This window comes from Vibrio diabolicus, from assembly GCF_011801455.1.
GTDB classification, from domain to species: Bacteria; Pseudomonadota; Gammaproteobacteria; order Enterobacterales; family Vibrionaceae; genus Vibrio; species Vibrio diabolicus.
Genome location: NZ_CP042451.1, coordinates 1,795,644 through 1,813,339, shown reverse-complemented (window position 1 = coordinate 1,813,339; position 17,696 = coordinate 1,795,644). Strand labels below are relative to the sequence as shown.

Genomic DNA, 17,696 nt, shown 5'->3' with positions numbered 1-17,696 from the left:
GCTACCTATATCGCATTTTCAATCTGGTACAACAGCTTTTCTCTACGAACAGGCTTGGGTACATAAGCGTCCATGCCTGAATCGAAGCAGCGTTGAATGTCATCATCCACAACACTTGCCGTTAGCGCGATGATGGGAGTCTTAGGAAGACCTTTACTTGCTTCATAGGCGCGTATTTGTCGTGAGGCTTCGAACCCATCCATGATCGGCATCATGCAGTCCATCAAAATGATGTCAAACCCACCATCTTTTTGGAACATTTCGACCGCAACCTGTCCGTTTTCGGCCACTTCAAATTGATAACCTGCTTTGGATAAAAGCAGCGAAGCGACTTTTTGATTTACTCTGTTATCTTCGACGAGCAAAATCCGTTCTGAGCGAATAGGCGTCACGGTCGCTTCTGATTGTTCAGCATGCGAGGTTTTTTCAGGAGTGTGAGTGGTGTTTGTTGCCAGTCGCTTTTCATCAGACGCAATATTGGAAATGCGTAGTCCAATGGCTTTATCTAATTTCTCTTTCAACAAACCCGCTTTAAAAGGTTTGGGCACATAATCATCCATTCCAACATCAAAACACTTTTGAATGTCATCATCGACTACACTTGCTGTTAGCGCGATAATTGGGATTCTGACCGTCCGTTTTTCTTTTGCTTCAATTTGACGGATCATTTTGGTTGCTTCAAACCCATCCATCACCGGCATCATGCAATCCATTAGGATTAAGCAGTATTGATTCTGTTGAAACATATCTACGGCTTCTTCTCCGTTTACGGCGATATCAAAGTCGAAGCCCGCTTTTGTGACGTGTAATCCAGCGATTTTTTGATTGACGGTGTTGTCGTCGACCACCAAGATTTTTGGGAGAGTCTTAGCATTGGGTGTTGTCGTGTTCTCCTGGTTTGCTTGAGGGAAGTTTGCAGCACAAGTTTCAAGTGCTTTTACTAAGCGCTGTCCTAAGAGGGGTTGAGTGACCAATGCACTAATGCTGTTACCAAAATCACGTTGGGCACTATGAAGGTGTTTAATAAGACACACTCGAACATTTTGCATGCAAAGTCTTTTCATTTCACCTAGATGTTTGGCTGCGGTATTTGGAGAAGTTTCTACGTTGATAACAATGATGCGCTCGTTATCAATCCACGTTGGTAGAGCATCCAGTGTATTTACTGATTGCTGAACATTGATGTGGAAAAAGCTCAACTCGTCACGCAGCTTTTGCTCCAAAGTAGGGTTGTTGCAAACTATCCATATATCGTTGTGATTAAGGGAGTGATAGCCATTGAACTCTTGAGTCACAATAGGAGCCGTAAGTTCGAAGAAAAATCGGCTACCTTTTCCTTTCTCGGATTCAAGCTGAATCTCACCGCCCATCAACTCTACCAGCTGCGTGCTAATTGCAAGCCCGAGCCCTGTCCCTCCAAACTGTCGGGTGGTGGAGTTATCTTCTTGGGCGAAAGGAGCAAATATCTTTTTTTGTTGCTGCTCATCAATACCGATCCCTGAGTCTTTGACTGAAAACTCGATACTCGCTTCACCATTTTTGATTTCTCTAGTGATGACAGAGAGTTCAACGCAGCCTTGTTCGGTGAACTTGACGGCATTGGACATGAAGTTCATGATAATTTGGCGTATACGGTGATCATCCAACATAACGTGATAGGGCGTATTGCGGCTGATGCTGACTTGAACATCAATGCCTTTTTCTTTCGCTTTCGGGGAAATAATAGAAGCAATATCGTAGATGGATTCACGAACACAGGTTGAATGAGGGCTGATAAGCAACATACCAGATTCAATTTTAGAGAAGTCCAGAACGTCATTTATTAAGCTCAACAGTAATTGCGAGGAGGTTTCTATCGTGTCAACATAATCACGCTGTGTCGCCGTTAGCGGCGTGTCTGACAAAACTTCTGAAATGCCAATAACGCCGTTTAAAGGGGTTCGAATCTCATGAGACATATTCGCCAGAAAGCTACTTTTGGCTTTGCTTGCCTCGATGGCATCATCTTTTGCCTTTTCAGCATCTTCTTTGGCTTGGGTTAACTTTTGTCTTGACTGCTCACGTTCATAACTCAGTTTTTTTACCTCTTTAGCAAACTTACTGAGCTCATCTTTCCCTTTGGTCAACTCTGTCAGTGGTGAGTTTTCATTGTTGTCCTCTTCGTAAGTGTCTCGACTTAGGAATTCGAGGACTAAATTCAAGTTGCCAGTGACCTTACGCACTAACCTCAGGGTTAAACTCACAACCAGTAATGTCACGAGGCTCATTAGCGCAATGAAGCCAATGCGGTGCTGTGTTGTTTCACTGATCGTCTTGGATATATCCTTAATAAGTTGCTGTTCCATCTGGTCATCAACGTTACGTAATAAACTTAAGCGTTTATAAAGCGCAGATAACCCGTCATCTATTTGAGTGGGTGTCAATACTCTAAGGTTTGATGGCTGCAACAAATTGGCTCGAAATGCTTGGCTTTTAGCAAAGACATTATCGGTAAAGGTTTCGATGAGGAGGTTGACTTGCTGCTTATTCGCATTAAGTGTGACAAAGCGTTCGAACAGCAGTTGTTGGTTCTGGATTAATGATTGGATACTGGCTTGGATAGCTGGATCGTAAATCTGCCCCTGCTCTGTAGATTCCACTAAGTATTTGCTGAGTCTATGCTCTTCTGTTGACCAAAACATTAACCACTCAAGCTGCATCAATGAGGAGAGGTGAGTATTGGTTTCATAACTTACATGGCTGAAATAGACTCTATCCAAACTCAAAAGAATCTCTTTGAATGTGTCGGCACGCCACTCAGCAGCATCTAACTTATCTTCTGTATTATTGGACGAGAGCATTGACAGTGTTGCTTCTTCGAAATTCGTGAGCTGATTTAATATATCGGCATTGTCGCCAAAAACAGGTGAAGCTGTATCTTGTAAAGTTTGAACGAGCTGGCGGGTTTCTTGAGCGTTATTCGCGACCCTTGGATCGCTCGTCAAATAATACAGTGAGGAAACACGATCTATATATTGGGAGAAGAGTTGTGCTTTTTGAAGTTCTTGAGCTTGGATAGAGAGGTTTTGTACATGTTTACCTGCAAGAAGCAATAACAATAAGATTGGTAGTAGGACCAATCCAAAAAGTTTCTGCTTTACAGACAGGTTGTTCCAAGCAAATATCCCGACCACACGCGTTTCCATATCCAAAGAGTTGATATGAAAAGTGTAGTTTACCTATCTCAAATGTTAGATTTTAAGAGGAAATTCATACTTGTGAGATGGCGAAGTGTGACCAATATTGCAGAACGAATCCCCTTTAATTCAATGAACGCGATAAATTATTCAGTTAAGCGTAGTTGCTGGCGGTTGAGTCATCTATTGCTTGGCGTTGTTGCTCAAACTCTATGATTTCTTCTGCCGGCACTGGTCTACCCAAGAAAAAACCTTGAACAACGTCGCAGTGAAGTGATTCCATCCTTGTTAGTTGGGTCTGGGTTTCTATGCCCTCAGCTACCACTCTCATTCTTAGGTTATGAGCCATGGATATAATCGCACGGACTAATGAGTCATCTTGTTCATTTTTTTGGATTTGAGCGATAAATGAACGGTCAATTTTAAGCCCATCAAACGACATTTGTTGTAGGTAGGCGAGGGCTGAGTACCCAGTTCCAAAATCATCTAGCCACACTTCTACGCCGTTAGCTTGTAATTTTTTGAGCACGTACTGCGCTTTCTCAATATCATCAATAAACAGAGACTCTGTCACTTCAACATGAATGGTTTGAGGGGGGACTTGATATTGTTGTAAATATTTCGAAAAGAGCTGACTTAAATCTTGGCGGTAGATCTGCCTAGGAGACAAATTTAATGCGATATGAAAATTAGCAGTGAAATGATCCGCCCATTGTGCTCGCTGGCTAATTGCTGTCTCGATGAGGTATTCACCAAGCTCTAAAATTAAGTCACTTTGTTCTGCAATCGGGATAAATAATTCTGGGCTGATATAACCCTTCTCCGGATGATTCCACCTAACCAATGCTTCAACACCAATCAACTGGTAGGTGTTGAGGTCGAACTGGGGTTGATACCAAAGCTCGAACTGAGACAAATCACGTATTGAGCGGCGCAGTTCTTTTTCTATGTATAAGCGCTGTTTCACGGTCTCATCAAACGCGGAATCGTATATCGTCATGATATCTTTGCCGCGTCGTTTAGATTCTTGCGCCGCTAGTGAGGAGAGTTGCAAAAGAGACTCTGCGTTTGAGCCAAATTCCGGATACACCGCGACTCCAAGGCTTGCCGTAATTTGAATATCGTTCTCTTCCAAGTTAAAAGGAGAAAGCAGTTGGCGATGAATATCGTCCGCTTTTTCTCTAGCGTCGAGACTGTCTTTGCATGGAAAGACCAGCACAAATTCGTCAGCGCCGACTCGGCTTACGATGGTTGAAAGACGGTAAAGAGGCTGGAAGTAACTCGGCAAACGACCTTGAAGTTCAGAGGCGAGATGACCTAGCAATTTATCCCCGATACTATGCCCGTAGTTATCGTTAATATGTTTAAAGTCATCCAGATCAATAAAAACAACCGCGAGTGAGGGTGATTTGCGGTTCGTTATTTGCTTTTGGATATCAATGAGCAACTTTTCTCGGTTAGGCAGGGAGGTAAGAATGTCGTGATACGCCATGAACTCCACCCGGCTTGTGTATCGGTTCACTTTGTTCGACATTTTGTTATACGCCGAAATAAGATCACCTACTTCATCTTTACTTTTTATATCAGTGATTGGCAGTGCTTGAGTATTTGACTCTGTAAATTGTTCTTTAAGTTGTTTGAGTGGCTTTATCAATGAGCGACCCAAAGCATACGCGATGGCACTTCCGAGCAGAACGGATATCGCACTGATCGTGAGCAGCAAGTTAAACATCTTTTGCTTATCGTTTGAGGTAAGCGCTTGTACTTGAGCAATGTTTTGTTCTTTCTCTTCTAATAGATGTGCTAGGTTGAGTTCAAGATACACCGCGCCCAGTGTGATATTCGATTGCTGAATCGGTGCCGCAATTTCTAATTGATGTTTAGAAAAAGAAATGAGAATTCTAGACTCTTCTATTGCTTTTAAAATAAAGCGAGAACGGTAATGAGGCTGGGCAAACATACTCAGCTGAGTAGTACCGTCGTGAAAGATTAGCCCCTCATTATCAACAACGTGTATCTTCGAGACATCTGGTTGGCTTAATGTTGCTTTAATCTGCTCGTATGCTTGGCTGATATTATCCGTATAGAGTGGGTCAAAAAGTTGCTTTGATAATAACCCTGCGTAAACCAATCCTTTTTGCTTGACGTAAGACTCTGTTTTTTCTTGTGAGTTCTCGGTGATTTGGCGGGTTAAGTTATTTGAGTACGTATCGTAACCATGCATATATAGTGCGAGGTTTATCACTACGACAAACAGGACAACAAAAATGGTCGAGCAAATGTATTTAGTTTCGAGTGAGAGTTTGTGGAACATCAATCCACCTTCGGTAACAAGTGAATAGATGTTCGAACGGTATTTAAAGACGCGGACATTTCTGGCGTTAGAGCGGTGATCTTTTTCGTGTTTTGGAACTGTTTAAGTGCTAAAGCACCTTGCTGAGATGCCTCCATACCGAGCAATATTGACGTGATTTTATGTTGCTGATCTTGACTTAAGGTCGGAGAGGCGAGAATTAAGTCTCTAGGTATTTCTACCGAGCGAGCGAAAATCGTTAGTTTGTCTTTCATGCTTTCTGGAAGATCTTTAGGGTTGCTCCAATTGAAATTGCTGAACGCTCCTGCTGCGACTCTCTGCTTATACACCCATACTGAAAGGTTGATTTCATTCGATTGAGCCAAGTGCTCGTCAAGGAATAAATATCCAATACTGTCTTTGGCTGGTTTGTCATCGGAGGAGGGGAGGTATTCTAATTTCTCCCCTTGATTAAGCAGTGTAATAGCGGGTAAGTAATAGCTGCTGGTGGATGTACGCTTTTCAAAAACAAGTGTTTTTCCGCGCAGGTCAGAAATCGACTCGATACCACTCTCTTTGTGGGTAAAGAATACCGTATGATATTTTTGTAAACCTTTTTTCCAGCGTATGGCAATGGCTTGGCTACCAGACTCTGCCTCGAGGGTCATTGCATTGAAGGGGGTGGCTGTTGCAATTTGAACGGTGCCATTTTCAAGTGCCACCGCGAGCTGGCGATAATTTTTAAATACTTTTACAGCACCCTTGGTGTATCCGTATCCGGCCAAACCATTGGTCACGTACTGCGTAAAAGGCGTCGACTTTTTGATTTTGCTTTGAGCTTTATTGGAAACAATGCCAAACGTGAATGTTTTTTCAATATTTTCTTGTGCACTGACGACAAAAGGCGAACTCAGCAAAGTGAGTGATAACAGAGTGCAGGCAGGTTTCATCCGGCTTCAACTTCCTTCTGGTGCATGTCAGTAATATTTAGCATTTATCAATGCGCCCCAAATCAATAGTAGAAACAGTATGATGTACAAATTTCGTTCTACTAGCGCACTTTTATAACGTGACTTGGTCACTTATTCCGTTCAAATAGTACCGAATTTGAAGTTTATGTACAGGATGAATGTTTCACCGTGGGTTTTAATTCACTGGATTCTTAGTCAAGTTCAGTAGTGTCTGTGAGCGAGTACACCTTCTTTATCATGATGTCGTGTTAAGAAAATCTCTCCAATTGCTTTTGATATTTTTTCTCGAGTGCTTCATTACCTGCTGCACGTTCAAGTTGAATCATGAGCTGTAAAGAGGGTTTCTTAACGCCATACATTTGATTAAATCTCATTAATCGAATTCTGGCTTCAGTGTAATTGCCGCTATCAATTTCTAGCTTGGCTAGCTGCAAAATAGATTTTGGCCTATGAGGGTCATGATCAATAGCTCGGGCGAAGTAGTATTTCGCTTTGTCTTTATCTTGTGACTTCAACGCGCAAAATGCGGCGTTTTCATAACTGGCCGGAATGAGATAGTAATAAGGTTGCTCAATGGCTCGATTAAACATTTGATCGGCTTTCTCGAAGTCACCCCGCTTGCAAAGAAAGGTGCCGTAGTTATTGAGCACGTTACCGTTTTTGGTGTGTTGGCGTAGAGAGCGTTTATACATTTGCTCGGCTTTAGCATCTTCACCAACCGTTTCATAGTAGTGAGCCATCGATAACTGAGCACGATAGTATTGAGGTGCGTGGGTTAAGGCTTGTTGCAAGTTATCATGCGCGCGAATCATATTGCCGCCTTCTAAATAACCTAGGCCAAGTGCGATACGTGATTCTGCCATTGCTACAGGATCGGCTTTAACGACAGGGCTACCATCTTCTTTCACCGTCACGCAGCCCACAAGTGCAAACTGAGAGATTAATAGTAGTGCACCGAGCTTTGTTGTTTTCATTCTTTGTCCCTACATCCCTGAATCTCCCAGCATGATATGAATTACGTAGCAAAAGCCTATTGAGGAAAAAACACTATGCGATCAGGTTTGCAAACTGGTATGAAAAAGCCGCCATATGGCGGCTTGGTTCACATATTACATTTAGGCATCATAAGCGCTTTGTTTGCGTGCTTTGAGGTTAATCGTCTTTAGTAAAAGCGTCTTCACTGAAGTGATCAAGATCATAAGGTGTTTGCTGGTAAACGCAGTAGTTCAGCCAGTTTAAAAAGAGGAGATGTCCATGACTTCTCCAACTGGCAATTGGTGGATTATCAGGATTGTTGTTTGGATAGTAGTTGACGGGAATGGCTGGTTCCATGCCTTCGCTTAAATCGCGGATATATTCGTTATGTAAGGTATGCGAATCGTATTCAGGATGCCCAGTAACAAACACATTTCTCTTGTCTTTTGTTGTAGCTAAATAAACACCTGCAACATCCGATGTGGCTAGGATGTCTAAGTCGGTATGTTCTTCTAAAAAGTGAGGTGAAAAGTCGGCATAGCGTGAATGAGGCGCTAAAAATGTGTCATCAAACCCACGTAACATAGGATGGAATTGATGATGAATTTGGTGATGGTACACGCCTGAAAGTTTCTCTTTACGCGTTTTTTTAGGTAGATCGTAGAGCAACTTCAGCCCTGCTTGTGCTGCCCAGCAGACATAAAGAGTCGATGTCACATGATCTTTTGCCCATTCCATGATGGTTTTTAGGTGGTCCCAATAAATGACATCTTCAAATTGAACCAAACCTAGTGGGGCACCAGTAATGATCATGCCATCGAAATTTTTATCTCTCACCATTTCAAATTGACGATAAAAAGTATCCAAATGTTCGGTTGGCGTATTTTTGCTTGGGCGGTTATCAATGCGCAATAACTCGACATTGACTTGTAATGGGCTGTTTGAGAGTAGACGCAAAAACTGAGTTTCAGTTTCTATTTTTTTGGGCATCAGATTCAGGATCAGCACTCGTAAAGGACGTATTTCCTGACTCGCAGCACGCGTTTCACTCATTACGAAGATGTTCTCTGTCCTTAGCACATCGGTGGCTGGTAATTGATCTGGAATTCTAATTGGCACGACTTTCTCTCCCTAAGCATAGTCAATCTAGACGTCTATACTTCTAAAGCTAACTTAATTAAGTTTAGATGTCGATACGAAATATGACTTTTCAATCTACTCTTTACATTATGGTAAACCGAGCTCGAAGCTGTCACACAATTGTGACTAGAGCGGAGTTTCTGATGAGATATGTTTGAAACGCTGTTCGTACTATTTGCTGGTAATTATGTGATCACGTTAATATGCGAAAGTGATTTCGTTGTAAGGAAGTCTCAGATTAATGAGCCATACTAAAAACAATTAGCTCACCAATATGCATTAAAGTGTGTATTTGGAAACATCGTCAGTGGAGGACATTATGTTCGGTATTTTTAAAAGAAAGACAAAAATTCAGAGCATCGCTCAAGAGGTTCCTAGCGTACTATTGCGCTTGTTTGGCGATAAAGACACTTATACGCCGAAAGAAATTGATCAAGCCCTTCAAGAGCTTGGTTATGATAAGAGCAAGGATCTAAGTCATTATCAGTATGCCTATGGAATGTTTGCCAATGAAGCTTCTTACGAGCAGTTAGGGTTGACGGATGAGTTAGGTAATTATGGTCACTTTCAACGAGAAGTGGGCAAGATGCTGCTCAATACACCAGAGCCAATTGATATGCACATCTACTTTGAAATTGCCCGGCAGCACGAAAAAGCAGGCCTGTCGCTTACTCATCAAGAAGTGAGTGAAAGCGATGGCGTGTGAATGTCTCTATATTCAAGTGATCACGCTGTGAATCCTGCATTTTGAAGCTGCTTGAGTAAGAGGTATTCCATCGAGAGATGAGTTGGGTATAATGCGCGACCTAATTATCCGGACGTGTTGTCGGTTACATTTCTGTTGAGCGTTAATGCCTTATGTTCAAAATGCTTGTCTCTATGCCGCCAATGTTGGCGCTGTCGATCGCGATTGTATGTGAAGTGATTGCCACTTCCTATATTCCCAAAACAGAGCAATTTACGAAAATGATGCCTAGCACAGTCGTTCTGATTGGTTACGGCATTGCTTTCTTCTTGCTTTCCGTCACGGTAAAAACGATGCCTGTTGGGGTTGTTTACGCCATATGGAGTGGAGCGGGTATTGTTTTAGTTGCTACGGTTGGCTACTTTGTTTATGGACAGCGGCTAGATGTGCCTGCGATTGTTGGTATTGGGTTTATCCTCACTGGTGTGATGATCGTGAATCTGTTATCCAAGACTGTAGGACACGGATAACCAACACTACTTGTGATGCCAAATAAAAAGCCGTAGCGAGAAATTGCTGCGGCTTTTTAATGTCAATCCAATAGTTAACTTACTAGTACCTCAAGCATTTTGCTTTGTTGACGATGTTTTCGATTGCGATACATCACGGCGGCGAACGCTGGGAGGCTAAATGTGATAAATCCTAATATCAGTGCATATGCACCAGTTTTTGCGCTAATTCCTGCTGGCACGTCAAAAGATACAACAATCGTCACCAAGCAACTCATCAAGCCTAACCCAGCCACTAAACACATTCCTATTTTTCCGCCCGAAACTCGAAATGGGCGCTCAATATCTGCGTGTTTGTAGCGTGAGACCAAAAAGCTAACAAAAATACAGATGTACATCACCATATAGAGCTGAGTCATCAGGATATTCAATAACCACATGCCTTGATTGACGTTAGGAACAAAAATGAAAACCAAAGAGAGCACGCTAACAATCGTGCCTTGCAAGAGCAACAATGAGACGGGGGCTTGGTTGCGGTTTTCTTTGGCGAGCGACATCGGCATGAAACTATCTTTTGCGGCAACATGCAGACTTTTAGTTGGGGCGATTATCCAGTTATTCAGGCTTGCAAGCGTGCCAAAAACAATAGCAAGGGCAATGACAGGCAGCAGGAATGAGAGGTGCAGATCATCAAAAAAAGCTTTGAAGGCAAGTATCACTCCTTCACTCAAACTAGAATGGTCACTTGAGACGACCGAAGAAATAGACAGTGAGCACGCCGTCAGAGAAACCAAGATTAAGGTTGTGGAGATCAGCAGAGCTTTGGGATAGGCTTTTTGCGGATTTTCGACTTCGCTTGCATAAGAGGTCGTGATTTCAAGGCCTGTCAGTGAAAGAACTACCGCAGTAAAACCCGCTCCGATCCCATCTTGAGAAAGGTCCGGCAACCAGTCAGATACGTGGCGAAGCGAGATATGAGACTCACCAGGATGGGTATACGCCCAGTACCCGCCTAATCCGATAATCAATAGAATCGGAAATATCAAACCTAGGGTGCCGAATACATTTGTAATCAGGGAAGAGAGGCGCAAGCCAAAGATATTAACTAAAGTTAACGCCCAAAAAATCACATTAATCATCACCAACATAAACATGTTGTTTTGCGCCAGGTCTGGGAAAAAAGGGTAGGCCCCCGTTGCAACAATGAATGAAATTAAAGGTGGATAGTAAACAATATTTTCAGCGTATTGATACCACACGGTGGCAAAGCCAAAGTTTGGCCCTAGTGTTTCTTTGCCCCAAAGATATACACCACCTTGCTCTGGATAAGTGGTACTTAGCTCAGCACACACTAGCGCTGTAGGGACAAAAAAACAGAACCCAGCAAGTAAGAAGAAAGAGATGGCATGGCTACCAAACAAAGCCGCCCCAGGAATGTTCCTTATGCTGTCGACCGAAGTTACGGTGATCATGATGATAGAGAAAACACTCAATTTAACGGCGGATTTAACGATATTGCTCATTCGATACCTTTAATGGATGAGCGCACAGCTTCTAGGTTGTAAAAGTAGCGTGCTACAAGTAAGACTCGCGTATTGTAGATTCCTCATAAATAGTGGGTATATAGCGAAAAACGGTATGTATTTATCCGAAAATGAGCTGAAAACAACGCGCTTTATTTCCATGGGATATAAACGAGTGATATGTCGGATAAATAAACACTTATAGCGATAAATTAGAACCTTTAGGTAAAGGTTTGACTTTCCCCTAAGGTCAAGGAGTACATTAATGCCATATCGAAATGAAACGATGGAGAAACACAATGGGATGCTGTAACCAAGCGCCAAAAGGTGGCACCGGAAAGTTGTCTTACTTGTTCAGGGTAATGATTATCATGTTTATTGTTATTTTCATGATAGCTGCATTATGGGGTTAAAAAAACACCATTATCTAGCGCATTGAAAACACAAAGTTATGTTTGTCCAAACTTTATGAAAGTGCGGTAGATTAATCACTCCAATCGATGTTAACGTGGTGATTCATCTTTGCTGCTTTTTCATCCCCCTACATATTTCTGCAAAGTTCTTATTGTGTAGTGTGTCGAAGAACCATAGAATCCGCGCGCTTTAATTTATGTTATTAGCGCTATCAATGATAAAAGTGCAGTCCATTATCATTGTTTTTATCACTTATAGATGGGCACATCTGACAATACTCACATGAATAAATACCAAAAGCCTGAATTCAAGGCTGAATTTCTTTTGCCTCGTTACTGGGGAACCTTAATTATCATCAGCGTGATGTACTTACTCAGTCTCCTTCCTTTCAAAGTTCAGTTAGCATTAGGACGTGGCATTGGCCGTTTAGCTATGCGAATCATGAAAAAACGTCAAGTTACGATTAGGCGCAATCTTGAACTTTGCTTTCCTCAGATGGAAGAATGCCAACGCGAAGCAATTTTAAAAGACAATATCGACAATACAGGTATTGCGCTATTTGAGACGGCGATGGCATGGTTTTGGTCTGATAAACGGGTAAACAAACACGTTACGATAAAAGGAATGGAGCACCTCCAGGCTTTAGAAAAATCAGGCAAAGGGGCATTAATGTTGGCCGTACACTCGATGAACTTAGAGTTAGGTGCTCGTGCTTTTGGCATTAAAAAGTCTGGAACTGGTGTTTATCGCCCAAACAACAATCCGTGTTTTGATTACTTTCAATACAAGGGGCGTTCTCGCTCTAATCGTACGCTTATTGATCGCAAGAACGTTAAAGCCATGCTTGAAGCGCTTAGAACGGGTGAGCGGGTCTGGTATGCACCGGATCATGATTATGGAAACCGACGCTCAACGTTTGCGCCATTATTTGCCGTTAAAAATGCTTGCACGACGACAGGTACAAGTCTGCTGGTTGATTCGACAGATTGTGCCATCGTGCCTTTTACGATGGTAAGAGGAAAAGACGGACACTATACCTTGACGATTAGTGCGCCAGTCGACGGTTTCCCGAAAGAAGATCCTCAAGGTGCGGCAGTTTTCGTGAATAAGATAGTTGAAACGTCAATCATGGCAAGTCCGAGCCAATATATGTGGCTGCACCGTCGGTTTAAAACCAGACCTGAAGGCGAGGATTGTTTGTACAAGCCCAGACTTATCCCTAGCTTGGCATAGCATAGAAAGAGCTTAAAAAAGCCCAAGGAACATACGAACCTTGGGCTTTTACGTTCTATTCTTTTTCTATTTACAAGTAGCGGCCTTTTAGGTGCGCTTGGAAGTGCTTAGCATTTAGTGTTTCACCCGTTGCTTCTCTTACGAGATCATCTGTTGTTAATAAGCTACCTTTACTCCAGATGTTCTTCGACAGCCAATCGAATATCGGCGTCAGATCGCCAGAGCGAATAACCGCGTCCACATCTACTGTTTGCTTCATTGCGGCCATGAACTGGGCTGCGTACATCGCACCGAGAGTGTAAGACGGGAAATATCCAAAACTTCCATCTGTCCAATGAATGTCCTGCATACAGCCGTTTTTGAAATTGCCTTCCGTTGAGAGTCCCAAATACGCTTTCATTTTTTCGTTCCAGAGCTCTGGTACGTCTGTATGCTTGATGGCACCGTTAATAAGATCACGTTCAATTTCGTATCGAAGAATAACGTGGGCAGGGTATGTTAATTCGTCCGCATCTACGCGAATAAAGCCTTTGTCTACTCGAGTGTAGATTTTGGCTAGATTGTCTTTTTCAAATTCATCCCCAGAAAAATGCTTGGAAGCCATGTGAGCAAGGTGGTCGATAAATGCGTTGTTTCGTCCTATTTGCATTTCAAAGAAGAGCGACTGTGACTCATGAATTCCCATAGAGCGGGCTTGACCAGCTGGTGTTCCTGCTAAATCTTTTGGTAGCCCTTGCTCGTATCTGGCATGGCCAGTTTCGTGGACGATCCCCATCAATGATTGGACAAACTCGCTTTCATCATAACGTGTTGTAATACGCACATCTGTTGGTACACCGCCACAAAATGGGTGGACACTTTCATCAAGCCGACCGTGTTCAAAATCGAATTGAAGTAGCTTCATGACTTCCAGTCCCAGCGCTTTTTGTTTTTCCGCAGGGTAGTGCGCAGTTGGCAATAAGATGTTGTCTGATTGCTGTTTTTCAAGCGCTTCGTCTATCAAGGAAGGTAGCCACGTTTTTACGTCAGCAAAAAGCGTGTCTAACGATGCAGACGTTGTGCCTGGTTCATAAATATCAAGCATGGCATCGTAAGGCGTTGTGCCGTTTGCTTCGGCTCTAATTTGCGCTTCTTCTTGCGATAGTTTGACGACTTCTGCCCAGTTCTTTTCAAAGCCAGACCAGTCATTTTCTCCGCGTTGCGTACGCCATGCATGTTCACATTTGGAGCCAGCAAGAGATTGAGCTTGAACTAATGATTCTGGTAGCAAGTTAGCTTGTTGCCATTCACGTTTCATTTCTCGTAGGATGGACTTTTCACTTGCAGATAGCGTCTCTTCTTCTGCCCGAGCGAAAAGTTCGCCCAAGTGTGGCTGAGTCATTAATGAGTGGATGTGTACATCAAGTTCTGCCATAGCATTGGAGCGCGCTTCAGCGCCACCAGATGGCATGACCGCTGCTTGGTCCCAACCTATGATGGAAGAGAGGTGCTCAAAGTTTGCCACTTTTTTGGAATGTTCAATGAGTTTTGTAAATGCTTTCATGTGACTACTCTTATTCTTTGTTCTTTCCCTAAACACCCGATAACGGGTCCTTTACGTCGAGTTGCACGAAACAACCTGCGTTAATTTACTAATAATTAACAATTAATCGTCACTCATTGTCCATAAATTCACTCAGTTGTATAGCTCTCTTAAAAAAGAAGCTTGCGAATCTCGTGGATTGACGGTATTGATGACGGATTAACAATTAATTATCACGATAATATGGATATCTTGAATTTTGAGGCATTTATTATTGCCATCACTATTTTAACGCTAACGCCGGGTTTAGATACGGCCCTTGTTATCCGTAATACCAGTCGCGCGGGTTTAAAAGACGGATGTACAACCAGTTTAGGGATTTGCTTTGGCTTATTTGTGCATGCTTTCTTTTCAGCGGTTGGAATTTCGGCCATTCTGGCGCAATCTGCAGAGTTGTTCCAAATCGTAAAAATGATTGGTGCAGCTTATCTTATTTGGCTTGGTCTGAGCAGTTTAAAAGCCCTGATGTCGTCGAAGAATGGTTTGTCAGTGACTGAGCAGGTTCATGAAGTGTTTAATGGCAAACGCTCTTTTAGAGAGGGCTTTCTTTCTAACGTCTTGAACCCAAAAACGGCAGTTTTCTACTTGGCGTTCTTGCCACAGTTTGTGAATCCAGAAGGTTCTCCTTTGCTTCAATCAATGATGATGGCATCCGTGCACTTTATTATTGCGATGGTTTGGCAGTGTGGTTTGGCTGGCGCACTTAACTCAGCTAAGAGCCTGTTAAAGAATGCAAGCTTTATGAAGTGGATGGAAGGGGCGACGGGCGCTGTCTTAGTCGCACTTGGCGTAAAGTTATTGATTGAAAAGCCCGTGTAATGCGCAATATTTACCACCTTTTGATATTGCTCGTTGTGTTTATTACTGGCGTGGTTGGTGCCATTGTTTGGCAGACATGGCCACAGGTACAGTTTGCGCAACGTGGCATGACTTGGTCTTGGCACTGGGGCTATTTCGAGCCATTTTCCAATGGAATACAACAGACGCGAACTCAAGATACGAAACAGCTATTACTTCGACGTGTGTATATGAATGACGGTATTGTCGTTTTTGTCTCGACAACAATGGACAATAAATTTGAAGTTGATGTTGTAAAAGAGCAAAGTTGCGAACCTAAAACGACAACTTGGGCTTCAGTATCCGTCAACCATCAACGCATGAGACATGTGCCGATGGTTTGTGATGCACTGGGGCAGAGCTACTTTTATCGCTACATCGGGAAGCATCTTGAATCGATTGAAGTTGGGGTTGGAGATTCGTTCGTAACAGAGGCGTTTTCAGACTGGCCGCTATCAGAGCTGAAGTCGGATCAATTCAAGCAAAAAAATGCGAAGTTTTTTCAAGAACGTGGAGAAAAGGTTGAGCATCAATGGTTGAGAGATTAACCGCTTAACTTAAGATAAAATAAAGCCCGCTGAATACCAGCGGGCTTTATGTTTTTACCATTTCCAATTTACTTTCAGCGATTGACGGTTCATTACTGAACACTTGTCATGTCACTAAGCTTTTACTGCTTCAATTTGATCAGATTGCGATGCTGAGCTAAAGAACAGCTTGGTTTCTGCCAGCACGACGTGACGCAGTGCGATCAAACCGATTAGGTTAGGAATCGCCATCAGACCATTTACGATATCGGCGAGTAGCCAAATCATGTCTAGATGGAGGAACGCGCCTGATGCCACCAAAGCAACGAAAATCAGCTTATAAGGAAGCACCGCTTTTGTACCAAAGAGGAACACAACGCAACGCTCACCGTAGTAGTTCCATCCAAGAATGGTTGTGAATGCAAAAAACATCAAACCAATTGACACCAGCATTGGGCCAAATGTATCCGCATTTAAACCTACCGCAAAGGCATGAGTCGTCATTGCTGCACCAGAAAAGTCGCTTTGCCATGCGCCAGTAAGGATCAAGGCTAGGCCCGTCATGGTACAAATAATGATGGTATCAAAGAAGGTACCTGTCATTGAAATCAGGCCTTGTTTCACACAAGAGTCTGTTTTCGCTGCCGCTGCTGCCATAGGCGCGCTACCCAAACCAGATTCGTTTGAGAATACGCCACGAGCGATACCTGATTGGATCGCCAGCATGATACTTGCACCTAAGAAACCGCCAGTCGCTGCTGTTGATGTAAATGCTGATACCAACACTAGTTCAACGGCATTGAACAATTGGTCTGCATTCATGATGATCACGCTTAAACACGCCAACACGTAAAATACAGCCATGGTAGGAACCACTTTTCCTGCAACGTTAGCAATGGATTTGATGCCACCCAAAGTTACGAAAGCAACCAAAAGAGTCAGTACAAAGGCAGAGAGCTCACGGTCAACACCGAGAGATATCTCACTTGCATCCAGAATCGCGTTTACTTGTGGAAACGTACCAATACCAAAACAAGCAACACCCAAAGCAAACACTGCAAACATGATCGCGAGGGCTTTTGAGCCAACACCGTATTGCAGATAGTACATTGGGCCACCAATCATTTGGCCTTTATCATCTACTCTTCGGTATTTAACCGCTAACAAACATTCGGCGTATTTAGTCGCCATTCCGAAAAGGGCGGCGAGCCACATCCAGAATAGGGCACCTGGTCCACCAAGTTTGATCGCGGTGGCAACACCAACAATGTTACCAGTACCAATCGTTGCTGAGAGCGCAGTACAAAGTGCTGCAAAGCTAGAAACGTCACCTTGTTTATCAGATGACTTATCTTTACTGAATACCATCGCTAGCGCTGTTGGGAGATGTTTAAACTGGATCAAGCCGAGGCTAAAAGTGAAGTAAACACCGGTACCCACTAGCAAAATAAGCAGTGGTGGACCCCAGACAAAATTATCGATGGTTTGTAGTAAAGATTGTAGGTCGTTCATGATTTCCCCTTAATAAAACAACTAATAAGGAGAAGAGGGAAAGGACGAGATCAACGATCTCTAAAAGAACTAAGCTATTGGTTGTAGGCGGGAAGGCCAAGCAAAATAGTTAGGTTGTAACTTTCCACTCCTCTGTCCTTTTGCCTGAGAGTTTCACCTTGCGTGAGTGCAAGACTTGCTCCTTCGGCGACCGATTTAACGGTTCTCTCCAGAGGTTCCTCCAACTACAGTCCCCGCTACCTAGGTAGCACCTGAAATAGTTAATTCTTCGGCGAGTTATGCTAATCAAATGTTACAATTTGATTAATAACCACTCTCC

General features: G+C 43.0%; 13 protein-coding genes and 1 riboswitch. Of the genes, 5 read left to right on the top strand and 8 right to left on the bottom strand.

What is annotated here, in order from left to right:
* Nucleotides 1-5: 5 nt before the first annotated feature.
* The 5 genes from FR741_RS08715 to metA form a co-directional block, all read right to left on the bottom strand.
* Nucleotides 6-3,173 carry a response regulator gene (locus FR741_RS08715; RefSeq protein WP_167426643.1) on the bottom strand — a complete coding sequence of 1,056 codons (3,168 nt, stop codon included), beginning with the start codon at nucleotides 3,171-3,173 and terminating at the stop codon, nucleotides 6-8.
* Nucleotides 3,174-3,330: 157 nt separating this feature from the next.
* Complete coding sequence (locus FR741_RS08710; RefSeq protein WP_167426642.1) at nucleotides 3,331-5,490, bottom strand: GGDEF domain-containing phosphodiesterase; 2,160 nt, start codon at nucleotides 5,488-5,490, stop codon at nucleotides 3,331-3,333.
* Nucleotides 5,490-6,419, bottom strand: coding sequence for a phosphate/phosphite/phosphonate ABC transporter substrate-binding protein (locus tag FR741_RS08705; RefSeq protein WP_167426641.1), 930 nt, complete (start codon nucleotides 6,417-6,419; stop codon nucleotides 5,490-5,492). Before FR741_RS08705 ends, FR741_RS08710 begins: the two co-directional genes overlap by 1 nt.
* Before the next feature lie 269 nt (nucleotides 6,420-6,688).
* Entirely contained in the window at nucleotides 6,689-7,414 is a 726-nt protein-coding gene (pilW, locus tag FR741_RS08700) for a type IV pilus biogenesis/stability protein PilW (protein ID WP_053807335.1), read from the bottom strand.
* Between the two features lie 178 nt (nucleotides 7,415-7,592).
* Entirely contained in the window at nucleotides 7,593-8,534 is a 942-nt protein-coding gene (gene metA / locus FR741_RS08695) for a homoserine O-acetyltransferase MetA (protein ID WP_006741610.1), read from the bottom strand.
* 340 nt (nucleotides 8,535-8,874) lie between these two features.
* Between metA and FR741_RS08690 the strand changes: the two genes are divergently transcribed.
* Entirely contained in the window at nucleotides 8,875-9,261 is a 387-nt protein-coding gene (locus tag FR741_RS08690) for a DUF6559 family protein (RefSeq protein WP_167426640.1), read from the top strand.
* A gap of 173 nt (nucleotides 9,262-9,434) precedes the next feature.
* Nucleotides 9,435-9,770 carry a DMT family transporter gene (locus FR741_RS08685; RefSeq protein ID WP_174856104.1) on the top strand — a complete coding sequence of 112 codons (336 nt, stop codon included), beginning with the start codon at nucleotides 9,435-9,437 and terminating at the stop codon, nucleotides 9,768-9,770.
* A gap of 74 nt (nucleotides 9,771-9,844) precedes the next feature.
* Here the strand turns inward: FR741_RS08685 and FR741_RS08680 are convergent, their stop codons facing one another.
* Nucleotides 9,845-11,272, bottom strand: coding sequence for an APC family permease (locus FR741_RS08680; RefSeq protein WP_167426638.1), 1,428 nt, complete (start codon nucleotides 11,270-11,272; stop codon nucleotides 9,845-9,847).
* A 696-nt stretch (nucleotides 11,273-11,968) separates the two neighbouring features.
* Between FR741_RS08680 and FR741_RS08675 the strand changes: the two genes are divergently transcribed.
* Nucleotides 11,969-12,919: an LpxL/LpxP family Kdo(2)-lipid IV(A) lauroyl/palmitoleoyl acyltransferase gene (locus FR741_RS08675; protein ID WP_167426637.1), complete on the top strand. Its 951-nt coding sequence runs from the start codon at nucleotides 11,969-11,971 to the stop codon at nucleotides 12,917-12,919.
* Nucleotides 12,920-12,989: 70 nt separating this feature from the next.
* Here the strand turns inward: FR741_RS08675 and FR741_RS08670 are convergent, their stop codons facing one another.
* A complete protein-coding gene (locus tag FR741_RS08670; protein ID WP_167426636.1) occupies nucleotides 12,990-14,462 on the bottom strand; it encodes a carboxypeptidase M32 in 1,473 nt (490 codons plus the stop codon).
* 222 nt (nucleotides 14,463-14,684) lie between these two features.
* Here FR741_RS08670 and FR741_RS08665 point away from each other — a divergent pair, with 222 nt between their 5' ends.
* Both FR741_RS08665 and FR741_RS08660 read left to right on the top strand, forming a co-directional pair.
* Nucleotides 14,685-15,320: a LysE family translocator gene (locus tag FR741_RS08665; protein WP_005393419.1), complete on the top strand. Its 636-nt coding sequence runs from the start codon at nucleotides 14,685-14,687 to the stop codon at nucleotides 15,318-15,320.
* The gene (locus tag FR741_RS08660; RefSeq protein ID WP_005393418.1) at nucleotides 15,320-15,886 is read left to right on the top strand and encodes a hypothetical protein; all 567 of its coding nucleotides are present in this window, start codon (nucleotides 15,320-15,322) and stop codon (nucleotides 15,884-15,886) included. Before FR741_RS08665 ends, FR741_RS08660 begins: the two co-directional genes overlap by 1 nt.
* A gap of 114 nt (nucleotides 15,887-16,000) precedes the next feature.
* Here FR741_RS08660 and FR741_RS08655 read toward each other — a convergent pair whose 3' ends face one another.
* Nucleotides 16,001-17,377, bottom strand: coding sequence for an alanine/glycine:cation symporter family protein (locus FR741_RS08655; protein ID WP_005393417.1), 1,377 nt, complete (start codon nucleotides 17,375-17,377; stop codon nucleotides 16,001-16,003).
* Nucleotides 17,378-17,499: 122 nt separating this feature from the next.
* A riboswitch (glycine riboswitch) is annotated at nucleotides 17,500-17,599 on the bottom strand.
* Nucleotides 17,600-17,696: the final 97 nt, after the last annotated feature.

What these genes read in the sequence shown, in the direction of transcription:
- FR741_RS08710 (WP_167426642.1), bottom strand. Translation starts at nt 5,490, where the DNA reads ATGTTCCACAAACTCTCACTCGAAACTAAATACATTTGCTCGACCATT.
- FR741_RS08705 (WP_167426641.1), bottom strand. Translation starts at nt 6,419, where the DNA reads ATGAAACCTGCCTGCACTCTGTTATCACTCACTTTGCTGAGTTCGCCT.
- pilW (WP_053807335.1), bottom strand. Translation starts at nt 7,414, where the DNA reads ATGAAAACAACAAAGCTCGGTGCACTACTATTAATCTCTCAGTTTGCA.
- FR741_RS08690 (WP_167426640.1), top strand. Translation starts at nt 8,875, where the DNA reads ATGTTCGGTATTTTTAAAAGAAAGACAAAAATTCAGAGCATCGCTCAA.
- FR741_RS08685 (WP_174856104.1), top strand. Translation starts at nt 9,435, where the DNA reads ATGCCGCCAATGTTGGCGCTGTCGATCGCGATTGTATGTGAAGTGATT.
- FR741_RS08680 (WP_167426638.1), bottom strand. Translation starts at nt 11,272, where the DNA reads ATGAGCAATATCGTTAAATCCGCCGTTAAATTGAGTGTTTTCTCTATC.
- FR741_RS08675 (WP_167426637.1), top strand. Translation starts at nt 11,969, where the DNA reads ATGAATAAATACCAAAAGCCTGAATTCAAGGCTGAATTTCTTTTGCCT.
- FR741_RS08670 (WP_167426636.1), bottom strand. Translation starts at nt 14,462, where the DNA reads ATGAAAGCATTTACAAAACTCATTGAACATTCCAAAAAAGTGGCAAAC.
- FR741_RS08665 (WP_005393419.1), top strand. Translation starts at nt 14,685, where the DNA reads ATGGATATCTTGAATTTTGAGGCATTTATTATTGCCATCACTATTTTA.
- FR741_RS08660 (WP_005393418.1), top strand. Translation starts at nt 15,320, where the DNA reads ATGCGCAATATTTACCACCTTTTGATATTGCTCGTTGTGTTTATTACT.
- FR741_RS08655 (WP_005393417.1), bottom strand. Translation starts at nt 17,377, where the DNA reads ATGAACGACCTACAATCTTTACTACAAACCATCGATAATTTTGTCTGG.